The organism is Faecalicoccus sp. LCP19S3_E2 (genome assembly GCF_052121255.1).
GTDB lineage: Bacteria > Bacillota_I > Bacilli_A > Erysipelotrichales > Erysipelotrichaceae > Faecalicoccus.
This window is the reverse complement of sequence record NZ_JBQKEP010000001.1, coordinates 21,551-35,368: the sequence shown is the minus strand read 5'-3', so window position 1 is coordinate 35,368 and position 13,818 is coordinate 21,551. Positions and strand designations below refer to the sequence as shown.

General features: G+C 38.6%; 16 protein-coding genes, 1 tRNA gene and 1 other annotated feature. Of the genes, 13 read left to right on the top strand and 4 right to left on the bottom strand.

The genetic code is table 11. The annotated features are described in order from the left end of the window. Window positions 1-122: 122 nt before the first annotated feature. Window positions 123-824 (bottom strand): hypothetical protein, encoded by a 702-nt coding sequence (locus ACTQX6_RS00240; protein ID WP_294689069.1) that lies wholly within the window; start codon window positions 822-824, stop codon window positions 123-125. A gap of 67 nt (window positions 825-891) precedes the next feature. On the opposite strand from ACTQX6_RS00240, the gene ACTQX6_RS00235 reads away from it, so the two are divergent. Next, the gene (locus ACTQX6_RS00235) at window positions 892-1,410 is read left to right on the top strand and encodes a DUF3783 domain-containing protein (RefSeq protein WP_294689068.1); all 519 of its coding nucleotides are present in this window, start codon (window positions 892-894) and stop codon (window positions 1,408-1,410) included. A 122-nt stretch (window positions 1,411-1,532) separates the two neighbouring features. After that, window positions 1,533-1,608: transfer RNA gene (locus ACTQX6_RS00230), tRNA-Glu, on the top strand. 79 nt (window positions 1,609-1,687) lie between these two features. On the opposite strand, the gene ACTQX6_RS00225 is transcribed toward ACTQX6_RS00230, so the two are convergent. After that, window positions 1,688-2,557 carry a choline/ethanolamine kinase family protein gene (locus tag ACTQX6_RS00225; RefSeq protein ID WP_441657693.1) on the bottom strand — a complete coding sequence of 290 codons (870 nt, stop codon included), beginning with the start codon at window positions 2,555-2,557 and terminating at the stop codon, window positions 1,688-1,690. A 50-nt stretch (window positions 2,558-2,607) separates the two neighbouring features. On the opposite strand from ACTQX6_RS00225, the gene ACTQX6_RS00220 reads away from it, so the two are divergent. The 5 genes from ACTQX6_RS00220 (at window position 2,608) to rplL (ending at window position 5,506) form a co-directional block, all read left to right on the top strand. Continuing rightward, complete coding sequence (locus ACTQX6_RS00220) at window positions 2,608-3,069, top strand: hypothetical protein (RefSeq protein WP_294689064.1); 462 nt, start codon at window positions 2,608-2,610, stop codon at window positions 3,067-3,069. Between the two features lie 148 nt (window positions 3,070-3,217). After that, on the top strand, window positions 3,218-3,637 hold the full coding sequence (gene rplK, locus ACTQX6_RS00215; protein ID WP_022789393.1) for a 50S ribosomal protein L11: 420 nt from the start codon (window positions 3,218-3,220) through the stop codon (window positions 3,635-3,637). Between the two features lie 14 nt (window positions 3,638-3,651). Beyond that, the gene (gene rplA, locus ACTQX6_RS00210) at window positions 3,652-4,338 is read left to right on the top strand and encodes a 50S ribosomal protein L1 (protein ID WP_117446985.1); all 687 of its coding nucleotides are present in this window, start codon (window positions 3,652-3,654) and stop codon (window positions 4,336-4,338) included. 29 nt (window positions 4,339-4,367) lie between these two features. Next, window positions 4,368-4,498 (top strand) — a sequence feature (ribosomal protein L10 leader region). A 30-nt stretch (window positions 4,499-4,528) separates the two neighbouring features. Then, window positions 4,529-5,119, top strand: coding sequence for a 50S ribosomal protein L10 (rplJ, locus tag ACTQX6_RS00205; protein WP_117446984.1), 591 nt, complete (start codon window positions 4,529-4,531; stop codon window positions 5,117-5,119). Window positions 5,120-5,137: 18 nt separating this feature from the next. After that, entirely contained in the window at window positions 5,138-5,506 is a 369-nt protein-coding gene (rplL, locus tag ACTQX6_RS00200; protein WP_022789390.1) for a 50S ribosomal protein L7/L12, read from the top strand. 214 nt (window positions 5,507-5,720) lie between these two features. Here rplL and ACTQX6_RS00195 read toward each other — a convergent pair whose 3' ends face one another. Next, window positions 5,721-6,599: a LysR family transcriptional regulator gene (locus ACTQX6_RS00195; protein ID WP_117446983.1), complete on the bottom strand. Its 879-nt coding sequence runs from the start codon at window positions 6,597-6,599 to the stop codon at window positions 5,721-5,723. Window positions 6,600-6,669: 70 nt separating this feature from the next. Between ACTQX6_RS00195 and ACTQX6_RS00190 the strand changes: the two genes are divergently transcribed. From ACTQX6_RS00190 to ACTQX6_RS00180, 3 genes are read left to right on the top strand one after another with little or no spacing between them, the layout of a single operon-like run. Further along, entirely contained in the window at window positions 6,670-8,415 is a 1,746-nt protein-coding gene (locus tag ACTQX6_RS00190; protein ID WP_294689059.1) for an ABC transporter ATP-binding protein, read from the top strand. Next, window positions 8,408-10,159: an ABC transporter ATP-binding protein gene (locus tag ACTQX6_RS00185; RefSeq protein ID WP_294689057.1), complete on the top strand. Its 1,752-nt coding sequence runs from the start codon at window positions 8,408-8,410 to the stop codon at window positions 10,157-10,159. The genes ACTQX6_RS00190 and ACTQX6_RS00185 overlap by 8 nt, the downstream gene beginning before the upstream one ends. Window positions 10,160-10,187: 28 nt before the next feature. Beyond that, entirely contained in the window at window positions 10,188-10,796 is a 609-nt protein-coding gene (locus tag ACTQX6_RS00180) for an ATP-binding cassette domain-containing protein (RefSeq protein ID WP_294689055.1), read from the top strand. On the opposite strand, the gene ACTQX6_RS00175 is transcribed toward ACTQX6_RS00180, so the two are convergent. Next, window positions 10,793-11,602, bottom strand: a complete 810-nt coding sequence (locus ACTQX6_RS00175) for an HAD family hydrolase (RefSeq protein ID WP_294689052.1) — start codon at window positions 11,600-11,602, stop codon at window positions 10,793-10,795. The genes ACTQX6_RS00180 and ACTQX6_RS00175 overlap by 4 nt on opposite strands. Before the next feature lie 270 nt (window positions 11,603-11,872). Between ACTQX6_RS00175 and ACTQX6_RS00170 the strand changes: the two genes are divergently transcribed. From ACTQX6_RS00170 to rpsG, 3 genes are all read left to right on the top strand, one after another. After that, a complete protein-coding gene (locus ACTQX6_RS00170) occupies window positions 11,873-12,664 on the top strand; it encodes a hypothetical protein (protein WP_294689050.1) in 792 nt (263 codons plus the stop codon). 228 nt (window positions 12,665-12,892) lie between these two features. Beyond that, a complete protein-coding gene (gene rpsL / locus ACTQX6_RS00165; protein ID WP_022789368.1) occupies window positions 12,893-13,306 on the top strand; it encodes a 30S ribosomal protein S12 in 414 nt (137 codons plus the stop codon). Window positions 13,307-13,330: 24 nt separating this feature from the next. Then, a complete protein-coding gene (gene rpsG, locus ACTQX6_RS00160) occupies window positions 13,331-13,801 on the top strand; it encodes a 30S ribosomal protein S7 (RefSeq protein ID WP_022789367.1) in 471 nt (156 codons plus the stop codon). Window positions 13,802-13,818 lie beyond the last annotated feature (17 nt).

Here is a 13,818-nt window from a genome sequence, read left to right as displayed (position 1 = left end):
AAATAAAATTATTATTCATCAATACTCCGCCTTTCCTATTATTTCTATATACATTATAACATTAAATAATGAGGAAATTAGAGAACATGGCAATAAAAAATCGTATCTTGAAGCGATACGATTTAATAATTAGTAAGATCATCCGGGAAATCAACTTGATCCAGTGAATTAAAATCACTGATTTGACAATGAATCGTAAAATCAATATCTGATGAATCCGATACAATGCTTTGTTGTCCGGCGATACGCAAAGCAAACTCTTGAAGAATGTCATCTTCTATGACAGCTTCTAAAGTGGCTTCTTTTAACGTAACAGTTCCGTAAGAGTCTAACAGAGTTGAAATCATTTGTGAATTTAAAGTGTAGGAATATGTATTTCCGGAGCGACTGCTGGATTCCATAAAAGAAGCTAATTCTTCATCGCTAAAGTTCATAAAAGGATCTTTTACGGAAATCTTTTGATGGGTATCAAGACCTAAATTAGAAGCCACACTTTGTGAAGTAGTACCCATAGAATTTAGATACGTCTTTCCATCACGAATGTAGAAACATAAAAAATCATCCTGACGGTTTCCACCGGATTCTAAATCCACACGCAAAGCTAGTTGTAAATCATCGACTTGGCGATATTGCATGTGTAAATCAATGACCGAATTTTCAATGCTTGCCATTTCAATGCTTCCTTCAATCGTACCCGATTCTGTATCTAAGGTGTTGTGAAATGCGGAAAAAAAGGCAAGGATATCTTCATTGTTCTTTGATTGACACCCTGTTAGGGCAAGACAAAGACAGAATGTCATAAATAGTGCTATAATCTTTTTCATAGAAGTTTCCTCCTGTTGACAGTATTGTATATATTTTCAGGAGTGAAGTCAAAAGAGGAGTTCTTATATGATTTTGGTTTATTTTAAAGAAGGTTCACAACAAAAAGAAATCGTAGAAAATGTATTAAGCGATCTGCAGGAAGAATTTAAAGAAGTAGGGGATAATCATTTAGATTTGGTGATATCTAAAGTATTTTCCAGTGAAGAAAAACCGGTTTGTAATAAGCTTTATGAAGATTTCTTGTTTCTAGATACGATGAAACAAGATAAAATTCAGCTTTTTGCCAAGCTGTTGAAAGAAAAAGGGATTCGCCTTGGGCGTGTTGCAGTACGCACGGAAAATAATATTTCCTGGAAACTGAAAGATTTGATGGATGAAGTGGAAGAAGAATTTCAATATTTCTTATTGCGTGATAAGCTGTTTGAAATTGTGACCCATCCGGATAAAGAAAGACTAGATACGGATCCTGAATATTTAAAACAGATGTCTTTGGTGTATGCTATGTTAGAAGATTCAAATACGAAAATAGATGATCTAAAAGCAGCTTATATATTATTAACGAAAACGGAAGGAACAAGCATGTAATGAAATGCTTGTTCTTTTTTTTTGTAAAAATCCAGAATATTTTTTAAAAAAGTACTTGCGCATTAAAAAAACTCATGATAATATATGTGAGCACTTGCCAAAGAGGCAGGTTTAACATACATGGCGCGTTGGAGAAACGGTTAACTCACATGCCTTTCACGCATGCATTCACGGGTTCGAATCCCGTACGCGTCACCATATGATAAGCAAGTCCTGAAAAGGACTTTTTTTTGTTTATTCTCTAAAATAAAAAGAAATCAGCATGAACTGATTTCTGTTATAAGGTATGGATTAATGAGGAAAGAGAATGCAGGGAGAAATGATGATAGTGTTCCATTTTCTCTGTTGCGATTTGTTTGTAGATGAGCTCTTTTCGCTTTTCATAGAGCATATTGGCCCAATAGCCCCATAAGATGTCAGCCATAGCTTCAAACAAGCAGACTTTCGTATTTGATATCGGTAAATGATAGGCTTCATAAAATTGGCTTCTTGCCTCTGGATCCATGATCTGGTTTTCACTAAAGAAACTGGCAATATCAAAACGTCGGTCGTTCATGGCACCATATTCCCAATCAATCAAGTATTCTCTTTGTGGACTAAAAAGGATATTGCCTTGTACGACATCATTATGACAAAGTGTATCCGGTGTATAGATTTCTTTGACGGCATTTAAGATTTTTCCTTCTTGATCAAAATGGATAATAGGGGACTTAATAGCATTCTTATATTGTTCCAGTTTAAAAAAAGGATCAAAGGAAAAAGAAACCTGTACATTTTTTGTATGTAGCTTTTTCAATAATAAAGCGGCTTTGGCATACTTTTTTGGATCAGCACTTTCATGAAACTCGGATACGTTAGGAACATAACTGGTAATCTTTATGCCGTTAATCGTATCAAAATAAAGAGTTTCTACATCTAGATTTTTTACATGCAGGAGGACTTCCTTTTCTTTTTCAAATTGAAGATGAAGGGCAGAGTGCTCACTTTTAGGGGCGCGAACAATATATTTTTTTTGATCAACACACAGCAGATAATTATGATTGCTGATGCCTTTATCTAACTTTGTAAGGGAATATTGTGTGGTTTGAAATACATTTTGTATGGTCTGATCGATGATTTGCATATGTACATTGTACTCAAATTTCATTTATATGCAAAACGTGATAAAATAGAACCAATCAATAAGGAGATATGACTATGGAAAACAAGCAAATTCCACCTGTGGTCCCGACCGCAGAACCAAAAGAAGAAAGAAAACCGCATCCGCAGGTTCCAAAATCGAAAAAAAGTGAAGTAAATCCACCAGAAAGCCATGCGTCTATGGATTTCAAGACGGTATTGGCCATCGTATTTGGTGCAGGTTCTATGGCTTTAACAATTTTATCGCCATTTACATTTTTCTTTAATATTTTGGCAATCATTGCTGGCGCAGTAGCTGTTGTTTTGGCGCTGTTGTCCTTTGATATCACAAAAGTAAAGATACTGGCGATGATCATTTCCATCGTAGGATTGGCGATTTCCATTGTGATTGCCGGGTTCTTATTGTTTAGTGCAGCCAGGCTTTCCTGGAGCGTTCAGAACGCTTTCAACAATAGTTATAATTATGACTATAACTATGGTGATAGCTTCTGGGATGATGACGATGATTTCTGGGATTAGAAAAAAACAGGAAAAAATTTAGAAAAAGAGCGAAAAGTCCTTGCACTTTGCGCTCTTTTTTTATAATATAAGTAAGCATGCGTGGCAGAGTGCGCAACCACTCGTCGGACCACTGCATAAGAACAAACTATTTAGGAGGTATTGTCTTATGAGCAAAAAGAAAGTTGCTAAGGTTTGTAAGTTGCAATTCCCTGCTGGCGGAGCTAAACCGGGTCCTGCTTTGGCAAGTGCCGGTATCAACATGCCACAGTTCTGTACAGCATTCAACGATGCAACAAAAGACCGTAAAGGGGACTTGGTACCAGTTGTGATCACTGCGTACGAAGACAAGAGTTTTGATTTCATTTTGAAAACGACCCCTGCTGCCGTTATGTTGAAAAAAGCAGCAAACATTCAAAAAGCCAGCGGTGACCAGAAACAGGTAGCTGGAACGATCACAGTAGATCAGTTAAAAGAAATTGCTGAATACAAGATGCCAGATTTGAACGCTAACGATGTAGAAGCCGCTATGCGTATCGTTGCCGGTACAGCTCGCAACATGGGTATCAAAATCGAAGGATTTGAATAGGAGGTTTATCAATTATGGCAAAAGTAAGTAAACGCTATGCTGAAGTCAGCAAATTGGTAGATCGTAACAAAACGTATCCTATCGAAGAAGCTGTTGCTTTGGCAAAACAGACTGGAAAATGTGGATTTGACGCAAGTGTGGAAGTAAACTTCCGCTTAAATGTAGATCCTCGTCATGCGGATCAGCAGATTCGTGGTGCTATGGTTCTGCCTAACGGAACTGGTAAAACACAGAAGGTATGTGTTGTAGCACAGGGGGACAAGGAAAAAGAAGCTCAGGAAGCCGGAGCTGATTTTGTAGGTGGTGCTGATATCATCGAAAAGATCCAGAAAGGTTGGATGGATTTTGATGTATTGATCGCTACACCAGACATGATGGGTCAGTTAGGACGTTTAGGTCGTGTATTGGGGCCTAAAGGTTTAATGCCTAACCCTAAGACAGGTACGGTAACAATGGATGTTGCCAAAGCCGTGGACGAAGTTAAAAAAGGTAAAGTAACATATCGTGTAGATAAAGAAGGAAACATCAATGTTATGATTGGAAAAGTAAGCTTTGAAGATGATAAACTGATTGAAAATTTCCGTGCAATCTACAACACGATCGCCAAAGCTCGTCCAACAACTGTAAAAGGAACTTACATGAAAAACTTAGTTCTTTCTACAACAATGGGTCCTGGTATCCGTGTTACAATCGAAAGATAATTGACAAAAATACCAGAATCAGTAAAATTTAGATTGTTATCAATATTCCAAAGACAGTAACTGTTCATTGAACTTAATTTGTTACCGAGGGTTGATGCTAGTAGTTTTTGAAATGCATTCCATTGACCCGCGTCTTGTATGCGGGTTTTCTTTTGGATATTGTTACAATAAATAGAAAGAGGTGGAACGAATGAATCAACAAATCCTTGCTCAAAAGGAAGCCAACGTTAACGCCTTAGCTGACAAGATGAAGGATGCCAGCTCCATCGTATTGGTTGAATACCGTGGATTGACTGTTGCGGAAATCAATGAATTGCGTAGAGATCTTCGTAAAGAAGAAGTAGATTTCAAAGTCTATAAAAACGCAATTGCTCGTCGTGCATCTGAAAAATTAGGTTACGATGATTTCGCAAAAGACTTGATCGGACCAAACGCTTTAGCTTTTGGTAAAGATCCAGTGGCTCCTGCTCGTGTATTGGCTAAATTTGCCAAAGAACACGAAGCACTTGTATTAAAGACAGGTATCGTTGATGGCGACATGGTCGACACAGATACGATCAAAAAATTGTCTGCATTACCGAACAAAGAAGGTATGTTGGCTAAGTTCGCTTCTTGCCTGAATGCACCATTGATCAAGTTCGCTATGACTGTTAAGGCTGTAGCTGAAGCTAAAGAAAATGGTACATTTGAAGTAAAAGAGGTAGAAGCAAAAGAAGAAGCCGCTCCTGCACAGGCAGAAGAGGCAACAGAGGCTGCTGTAGAAGCTGCCCCAGCTGAATAACATAGGAGGAAAAAGAAAATGGCTAAATTAACTCAGGAAGATATTCTTGCTTACTTAGAAGAAGCTACAATTTTAGAACTGAATGACTTAGTAAGCGCAATCGAAGAAAAATTCGGTGTCGTTGCAGCTGCTGCTGTAGCTGCTGCTCCGGTTGAAGAAGCAGCTGCTGCTGGACCAAGCGAAGTAACTGTAACTTTGACAGATGTAGGTGGAACTAAAGTTGCTGTAATCAAAGCAGTACGTGAAATCACTGGTTTAGGATTAGTAGATGCTAAGAAACTGGTTGATGGTGCTCCAGCTGCTATTAAAGAAAACGTTAGCCCAGAAGAAGCAGAACAGATCAAAGAAAAATTGGTTGCTGCTGGTGCTACTGTTGAAGTTAAGTAATTTAACGAAGACAAAACATGTAAGAAAAAGCCTTTATCTAAAGCAGATAAGGGCTTTTCTTTTTGAATCGTGATACTGGTTTGATACTAAAAATTTTTAATTTTCTTGTCTTCTTCCAGACATTGGATATGAAATATTCATAAATAAAATTTATGACACACTAATTTATATGTATTGGTGTTTTTTTAATAATACGATTACAATAAGGAACGAATTAGTTATTTGGATACACTTGCCTTGTTACTTCGATCAAATGCTGCATGGCAGGTGTCATCTGCTTATACTGATTCCAGATCAAGTAAATTTGGATTGCTTGAAACTCTGTCACCGGAATCGATACATATTCTTGATCGTCCGGTAAAGTATGTTCAAAAAGAAGAGTAGCGGCAATTTTGTTGGTCACCAGTTGTTTGATAATAGAAATCTGGTTGGTTGTTAAGATGATATTGGGATCGATCTTATAGTGCATGCATTGGCTGATGGTTGCAGTAGTCAGAAAGGATTCCTCGGACAACATGACCAAAGGCTGCTCCTTGATTTCTTGTATCGATAACATATTCTTTTTGGACAAAGGATGTTCCTTATGAACAAACAGGCAAACTCTGGTATCTGCAATTTTATAGGAACCTAATGTAGAAGGTATGGGAGCATTTGAGGAAATGATGGCTAAATCCAGTTTTCCATCAATGATTTTTTGTCGGTTCAACATGCTTCCATTTTCCACAAGAATCGTTTGAATCTGTGGATATTGTTGATATAAAGCTTGCGCAATCAATGGAAAATATAAGGTGGAACTGGCTGGGGACAGGCCAAATTGCACCGCTTGATGCGTATGGCCTAAAAACTTCATTCGATTGGAAAAGGCATCTGCCTGTTCCAGTAATAGATTGGCTTCATTTAAAAAATCTTGTCCTTGCTTAGTTAAGACCAGACCTTTGTTCTGGCGCAGAAATAAAGTGATGCCAAATTCCTGCTCCAAGTCATGAATCACATGTGTTAATGTGGGTTGGGAAATGTGCAGAGCCTTGGCTGCTCGTGTTAAATTGTTGTATTTACAGATGGTTTTAAAATAGTGTAATTGAACCAAAGTCATAAAAAGCCTCTTTTCGATTTGAAATCATTATAACAGAACCTTTTAAAGTAGAGTAGAAAGGAACGGGAATATGAAACGATTATATCATTATTTACGCGCCTATCCATTGATCACGATCTTAGCGCCTTTGTTCAAGATGTTAGAAGCAACCTTCGAACTGTTTGTTCCGTTGGTAGTTGCCCAGATGATCGATGTGGGAATTGCCCAAAGGGATGCGATTTTTTTATGGAAGATGACAGCATTGCTGATTTTATTAGGAATCATCGGCTTTGCCTTTTCTTTAACGGCACAATACTTTGCCGCTAAATCGGCAGTCAGCTTAGGCCAGTCCATGCGTAAAGATTTGTTTGCTCATATCAACACATTTTCGTTCCAGGAAATCGACCGTATCGGTACATCGACCTTGATCAACCGAATGACCAATGATATCAATCTGGTACAAAATGGTTTGAATATGTTTTTGCGCCTATTTTTACGTTCTCCTTTTGTCGTATTGGGAGCTATGGTCATGGCTTTCAGTGTGAATGTAAAGGCGGCTTTGATCTTTGCGGTTGTTATTCCGGCTTTAATGATCGTTGTATTTGCGATTTTGTTGATAACAATGCCGCTATATAAAAAGGTACAACAGACATTAGATCGAGTATTGTTGAAGACAAGAGAGAATTTAACCGGTATTCGTGTAGTACGAGCCTTTGCCAGAGAAGACAAAGAAAAACAACAGTTTCATCAGGAAACGGATACACTGTATCAAAAACAAATCTTTGTCGGCAAGATTTCCGCTTTATTAAATCCTTTAACGTATATGATCGTTAATCTGGGTGTTATTGCCATTTTATATTTTGGTGGTCTGCAGGTAAATGCAGGAGAATTGACACAGGGAGAGGTCATTGCCTTGATCAACTACATGTTCCAAATTCTGACAGAGCTGGTAAAGCTGGCCAATCTGATCATTCTTTTATCCAGAGCTTTTGCGAGTCTGGGACGTGTAAATGCGATATTTGAAGTCCCTTCTTTTTTAGAAGAAGGAGACGATAGACAATGGGATTTAAATCCTTCAAAGGATGTCCCGGCCATTTCCTTTGACCATGTCAGCTTCCAGTATGCGAAATCTGGCAAAGAAGTGCTGCAGGATATCAGCTTTCAAGTACAACAGGGAGAAACGATTGGAATCATTGGGGCAACCGGTTCCGGAAAATCAACATTGGCTCAACTCTTGTGTCGCTTTTATGATCATACAAAAGGAAAGATTTATTTGTTTGGAAAAGAAATTGAGACGCTTTCGCCTTTTTCTCTTCGTGAACATATTGGATTTGTCGAACAAAAGGCGACCTTATTTTCCGGAACGCTCAGAAAAAACATGCAGTTAAAAAAGAAAGATGCTACAGATGAAGAAATATGGGAGGCTTTAGATATTGCACAGGCCAGAGAGTTTGTCGAGGAAAAGAAAGAAGGATTAAATCTGGAAATTCTACAAAAGGGAAGCAATCTTTCCGGTGGTCAAAGACAACGATTGAGTATTGCCCGGGCTCTGGTTGGAAATCCGGAAATTCTGATTTTGGACGACAGTGCTTCAGCGCTTGACTTTGCGACAGATGCCAAACTGCGCCATGCGATTCGTACACATACGAAAAATCAAACAGTTTTGATCATTTCGCAACGTGTATCTGCCATTTATGATGCCGATCACATTCTGGTCATGGAGGATGGAAGGCTTGCAGGCTACGGAAGACATGAAGATTTAATGCGAGATAATTTAATCTATCAGGAAATCTGTGCTTCCCAGTCCTTTGGAAAGGAGATGGCTTCGAATGCGTGAAAATAAAGAAACACTACAAAGAATCTTAACCTACTTAAAGCCCTATCGCGGATGGATATGTTTGTCGTTTCTTCTTTCGACTTTGGTTGTAGGCTTTACACTTTACGTTCCCATTATGACGGGGAAAGCGGTAGATAAGATCGTTAAAGCCGGACAGGTCGATTTTTCAGGCTTGATGGTCATCCTGTTTGGAATTTTCTTATCGATTTGTGTGACTTCTATGGCACAATGGCTGATGAACCACATCAATAATAAGATCACTTATCGCGTGGTCAAAGATTTACGAGTGCAGGCCTTTGATCATTTACAGGTATTACCGCTATCCTTTGTGGATCAGCACGCTTTCGGAGATTTGATCAGCCGCATCATAACGGACATCGATCAGTTATCAGATGGCTTGTTGCTTGGATTTACTCAGCTATTTTCCGGTGTATTGACCATTGCAGGTACGATTGTATTCATGGCCAGCTTAAATCTCTGGATCACGATGATTGTCGTGCTGTTAAGCCCGCTTTCATTTTTACTGGCAAATTTTATTGCGAAAAAATCGTATCAGATGTTTACGTATCAGTCACAGAGCAGAGGCCGGTTAACAGCTTTTACCAATGAAATGCTTGGTGGAATCAAAGTGGTGCACGCCTTTAACCATCAGGCCGAAGCACAAAAAGACTTTGATCAGATCAATGAAGAATTATCGAACTATTCTCTAAAGGCTACTTTTTATTCTTCTATTACCAATCCGGCAACTCGTTTGATGTATTCATCGATTTATGCCGGTGTGGCGATTGCGGGAAGTTTAGCTTGCACGGCTTCTATGATCAGCGTAGGGCAGCTGTCCAGCTTTTTAAGCTATACCAATCAATACACCAAGCCGTTTAATGAGATTACCGGTGTGATTACTGAGTTTCAAAACTCGATCGCATCGGCGGCTCGTGTCTTTGCCCTTATTGATGAACCGGCAGAAATTCCCGACAAAAAGGAAGCGTTGAATTTAGTGGATCCAAAAGGAGAGGTTATGCTGAAACATGTGGATTTTTCGTATAGTCCAAATAAATCATTGATTCAGGATTTGAACGTTTCGGTTAGACCGGGCCAGCGTATTGCCATTGTCGGACCTACCGGATGTGGAAAAACAACACTGATCAATCTTCTTATGCGCTTTTACGATGTGCAAAAAGGAGCTATCTGGTTTGATGGACATGATATTCGTGAAATTACCCGTCATTCTTTGCGTACAAGTTATGGTATGGTCTTACAGGATACATGGTTAAAAGCGGCAACGGTCAAAGAGAATATCGCCTATGGGAAGCCGGATGCCACAGATGAAGAAATCATAGAGGCAGCTAAAAAAGCGTATGCGCATAATTTTATTTTACAGATGCCAGAGGGCTATGACACGATTTTGGCCGAAGGAGGAGGTAATCTTTCGCAGGGACAAAAACAATTATTGTGCATTGCGCGAATTTTATTGTGTTCGCCATCGGTCTTGATTTTAGACGAAGCTACTTCTTCTATCGATACCATGACCGAATTACGTGTACAAAAAGCTTTTGAAACGCTGATGAAAGGAAGAACGAGTTTTATCGTAGCCCATCGATTATCAACGATTCAAAATGCCGATCGTATCTTAGTGATGAACCAGGGAAAGATCGTAGAACAGGGAAAACATCAGGATCTATTATCACAAAAAGGATTCTATTATCAGCTCTACAACAGCCAGTTTTCATCATCTGTGAATGGATAGAAATCGTAGAGTTTGGTACAATAAGTGCATGATTGAAATTTGTAATGTGACCAAAATTTATGAAAATGGCGTGGTTGCCCTGCGTGATGTTTCTATGCAGATTCCTGAAAAACAAAGAACTGTCTTTTTTGGACCAAGCGGCTGTGGAAAGACAACGCTATTAAGAATAATTGCCGGCTTAGAAAGTATTACAAGCGGAAATATCATCATGCCAACATCCTGGAAGATATCGTTCATGTTTCAAAATGATCGATTGTTGGATGCACTTTCTGTCAAAGATAATATTGCGTATGGCATCGATCAAAGAACCATCTCTAAAAGTGACTTGGCAAGAAAGGTAGAGGATACCGCCAGGCTTGTAGGTGTGGCTTCTGTTTTAGAACAAAAGTGTAAGACACTCTCCGGCGGACAAAGGCAGCGTATCTCTCTGGCAAGATCTTTGATCAAAGAACCGGATTTGTTGTTGATTGATGAAGGTTTAAATTCGTTGGATCAAAGTTCGAAATATGAATTGATCGATATCTTGATCAAACTGCAGGAAACAAAACAATTTACCTTATTATATGTGACGCATGATGCCCAAGAAGCCAAGAAGGTGGGTCAAAACTTTATAGAATTTAAAAAGGAAGGGGATTAATTATCCTCTTCCTTTAGTATTTTGGCGACGGCATTAAAGATACCATTTTCATAGGTGCTGGTTGTGGACCAGTTGGCAAAACTTTTGACATAATCTGTTGCACTTCCCATTGCCACTCCGATATCTGCCTTTTCCAACATGCCAATATCATTGGTGCTGTCTCCAATACAGATCGCATCCTTCCATGTCATGTTGTTTTTATTTAATACCAGCTCTATTCCCTTGGATTTATCATTATCGGCATTAAAGATATCAAAACAGAAGCCGTCGGTTTTAACGTTGATCAAATCCGAACGAAGATTTGGGTGTTCCTTCATAAAAGCATCCAAACTTGTTTTATCCTTTGTCATGATCACAGCATTAAAGACACGGTGACGTTTATGGAAAGTTTCTGTTTGATCGTAAAATAAAGAATCCAATACATTACAATATTTACAGAAATAGTACATCGGATAAAAATCGTTGTAGATATATGTCGCATCACCGAAATGAAACATCAATCCGAATTTATGATCCTTACAAAGCTGTACCAGTTCTTCTACGGTTTCTTTTTCAATAGGGTAGGCGCCGATCTCATTGAAATCTTTATCAAGAATATAGCTTCCGTTGATCAGCACATAATCATCAAACTGCACTCGTTCCAAGATTAACTTCATTTGGTTTAAAGGTCTTCCGGTAGCGGCACATACCTTATATCCTTTATCTTTTAACATCTGGATCGCATCCAGTGCACTATCTTGTATGATATCATTTTCTGTCTGATACAAAGTTCCGTCCATATCAAGAAAGACAATTTTGTGTTTCATGTTCATTCCTCTTTTCTGTCCTCAGTACTTATTATAATAAAAAAGTAGAAAAATTTGGATGATGTTTTGTCTTTTTAAACGATAAAATTATTTTGTGGCTAAAAATAAAAATGAGTATAATAAAAGAAAAGGAGAAGGAAAATGAGGGTTTGTAAGTCTTGTAATATACGTTATGAAAATGGTAAATATTGTGCAAAATGCGGTTGGGAATTAGAATAAGAGAATCCAGAAAACAATGGGAAGCCCAAGCCTAAGAAGATACTGATTCTCTTGTTGGTCGTTTTGATCCTGGGGGTACTGACAACAGGAAGTTATTGTTTCTTCTTTGCGAAAACAGATGTGTCCTTGATGGATGAAAAGGATTGTACGGTAACTTTTTCTGGTACTAATGGTAAAGGAAAAGCGAATGTAGCTTGTATGATGGACCAGGGGAATTATAATGATTTTTTCACAACGGTCAAATATACAGTAAAGCCCAATGAAAATTTAAAGAATGGACAAACCGTTTATGTCGAAGCAAGATATGATGAAGAGTCAGCTAGACATTATCGGATTCATCCCGTAAATACTTCGTTTAAAACAGAGGTAGAAGGATTGGAAGAACCGGTGGAAAAATTAGTTCAAGAAGATACAACATTACAGTTTTCAAATTTGGAATCCGTCAAACAAATGATCGATTTTTTAAAGGAGCAGGGCCTTCCTATATCCAATGTCTTTTATTATGATCAGGCAACTATAGTCGATGAAGAGCTGGAGCAGGTTGTTGATAAAGCTTATTTTGAAGATCAAACCATTGCGGGCAAGTCTTCCAAAGCCAATGCCCATTTAAGTGGAGGTACGATTGAAATCTGTACATCAAAACAAGCAGCCTATGATCGCTTAAATAAAGTCAACAGTATCGATCATCATCAATATATGTATAATTATGTATTTGGTAAAGTCTATGTTCGTTTGGATAAAGCTTTGTCTTTAGAACAAGTGCAGGCTTATGAAGCCGTTTTTGATCAGATGAATAATAGGCAGACAGGAAGTGCCAAAGCAATGCGGGATGCGAATTTTTAGTACAGAAAATTCATTTATAAGTAGGCTTTTAGAGAAGATAAAATATTTTGGGCACTAAAATTTGGCGTTTTCAATGAAAAAAATAAAAAAGTATTTGACATTGAAGTTTAAAAAATGTAATCTATTCGTGCATGCGTAAATGAGGGATTCGAAAGAATCCCATATAAAACGGATGAAAAAGACACACCCGGAAACGTGTGTTAAGAAGTTTTTGAAAGGAGGGTACTTATGCCTACAATCAACCAGTTGATTCGTAAAGGTCGTAAGGCCAGTCAGAACGTTTCAAAGTCACCAGCTTTGAACCGTGGGTACAACTCACTGAAGTCAAGACCAACTAACTTGTCAAGCCCACAGAAACGTGGAGTATGTACACGTGTTGGTACCATGACACCAAAGAAACCAAACTCAGCACTTCGTAAATATGCCCGTGTTCGTTTGAGCAACGGAATGGAAGTTACAGCTTACATTCCAGGTATCGGACACAACTTGCAGGAGCACAGTGTTGTATTGATTCGTGGTGGTCGTGTTAAGGACTTACCAGGTGTTCGTTACCACATCGTTCGTGGAACATTAGACTGTGCCGGTGTAAATGACCGTAAACAATCTCGTTCTTTATATGGAACTAAGAAACCGAAGAAGTAGTCAATCGTGAAAGGAGGAAATTAAATGCCTAGAAAAGGACACATTGCCAAACGTGATGTATTAGTGGACCCTATGTATAACTCCAAATTGGTCACTCGTCTGATCAATAAAATCATGATTGATGGTAAAAGAGGGGTTGCACAGACAATTCTGTACAACGCGTTTGAAATCGTTGAAGTAAAAACAGGAAAACAGCCAATGGAAGTTTTCGAACAAGCATTGGAAAACGTTATGCCTCAGTTAGAGCTGAAGGTTAGACGTGTTGGTGGTGCCAACTATCAGGTACCGGTAGAAGTAAGTGACGAACGTCGTTTGACATTAGGTCTGCGCTGGATCGTTAACTATGCACGTTTAAGAAATGAAAAAACTATGGAACAGCGTTTAGCTGCAGAAATCATTGATGCATCTAACGGAACGGGTGCCAGCGTTAAGAAACGTGAAGACACTCATAAAATGGCGGAAGCAAATAAAGCCTTTGCTCACTACCGCTGGTAAGAAAGGAGAAAAGTTTA

Bases quoted from the DNA above. Each gene is read 5' to 3' on its own strand.
- ACTQX6_RS00240 (WP_294689069.1), bottom strand. From the start codon at position 824: ATGAAAAAGATTATAGCACTATTTATGACATTCTGTCTTTGTCTTGCC.
- ACTQX6_RS00235 (WP_294689068.1), top strand. From the start codon at position 892: ATGATTTTGGTTTATTTTAAAGAAGGTTCACAACAAAAAGAAATCGTA.
- ACTQX6_RS00225 (WP_441657693.1), bottom strand. From the start codon at position 2,557: ATGAAATTTGAGTACAATGTACATATGCAAATCATCGATCAGACCATA.
- ACTQX6_RS00220 (WP_294689064.1), top strand. From the start codon at position 2,608: ATGGAAAACAAGCAAATTCCACCTGTGGTCCCGACCGCAGAACCAAAA.
- rplK (WP_022789393.1), top strand. From the start codon at position 3,218: ATGAGCAAAAAGAAAGTTGCTAAGGTTTGTAAGTTGCAATTCCCTGCT.
- rplA (WP_117446985.1), top strand. From the start codon at position 3,652: ATGGCAAAAGTAAGTAAACGCTATGCTGAAGTCAGCAAATTGGTAGAT.
- rplJ (WP_117446984.1), top strand. From the start codon at position 4,529: ATGAATCAACAAATCCTTGCTCAAAAGGAAGCCAACGTTAACGCCTTA.
- rplL (WP_022789390.1), top strand. From the start codon at position 5,138: ATGGCTAAATTAACTCAGGAAGATATTCTTGCTTACTTAGAAGAAGCT.
- ACTQX6_RS00195 (WP_117446983.1), bottom strand. From the start codon at position 6,599: ATGACTTTGGTTCAATTACACTATTTTAAAACCATCTGTAAATACAAC.
- ACTQX6_RS00190 (WP_294689059.1), top strand. From the start codon at position 6,670: ATGAAACGATTATATCATTATTTACGCGCCTATCCATTGATCACGATC.
- ACTQX6_RS00185 (WP_294689057.1), top strand. From the start codon at position 8,408: ATGCGTGAAAATAAAGAAACACTACAAAGAATCTTAACCTACTTAAAG.
- ACTQX6_RS00180 (WP_294689055.1), top strand. From the start codon at position 10,188: ATGATTGAAATTTGTAATGTGACCAAAATTTATGAAAATGGCGTGGTT.
- ACTQX6_RS00175 (WP_294689052.1), bottom strand. From the start codon at position 11,602: ATGAAACACAAAATTGTCTTTCTTGATATGGACGGAACTTTGTATCAG.
- rpsL (WP_022789368.1), top strand. From the start codon at position 12,893: ATGCCTACAATCAACCAGTTGATTCGTAAAGGTCGTAAGGCCAGTCAG.
- rpsG (WP_022789367.1), top strand. From the start codon at position 13,331: ATGCCTAGAAAAGGACACATTGCCAAACGTGATGTATTAGTGGACCCT.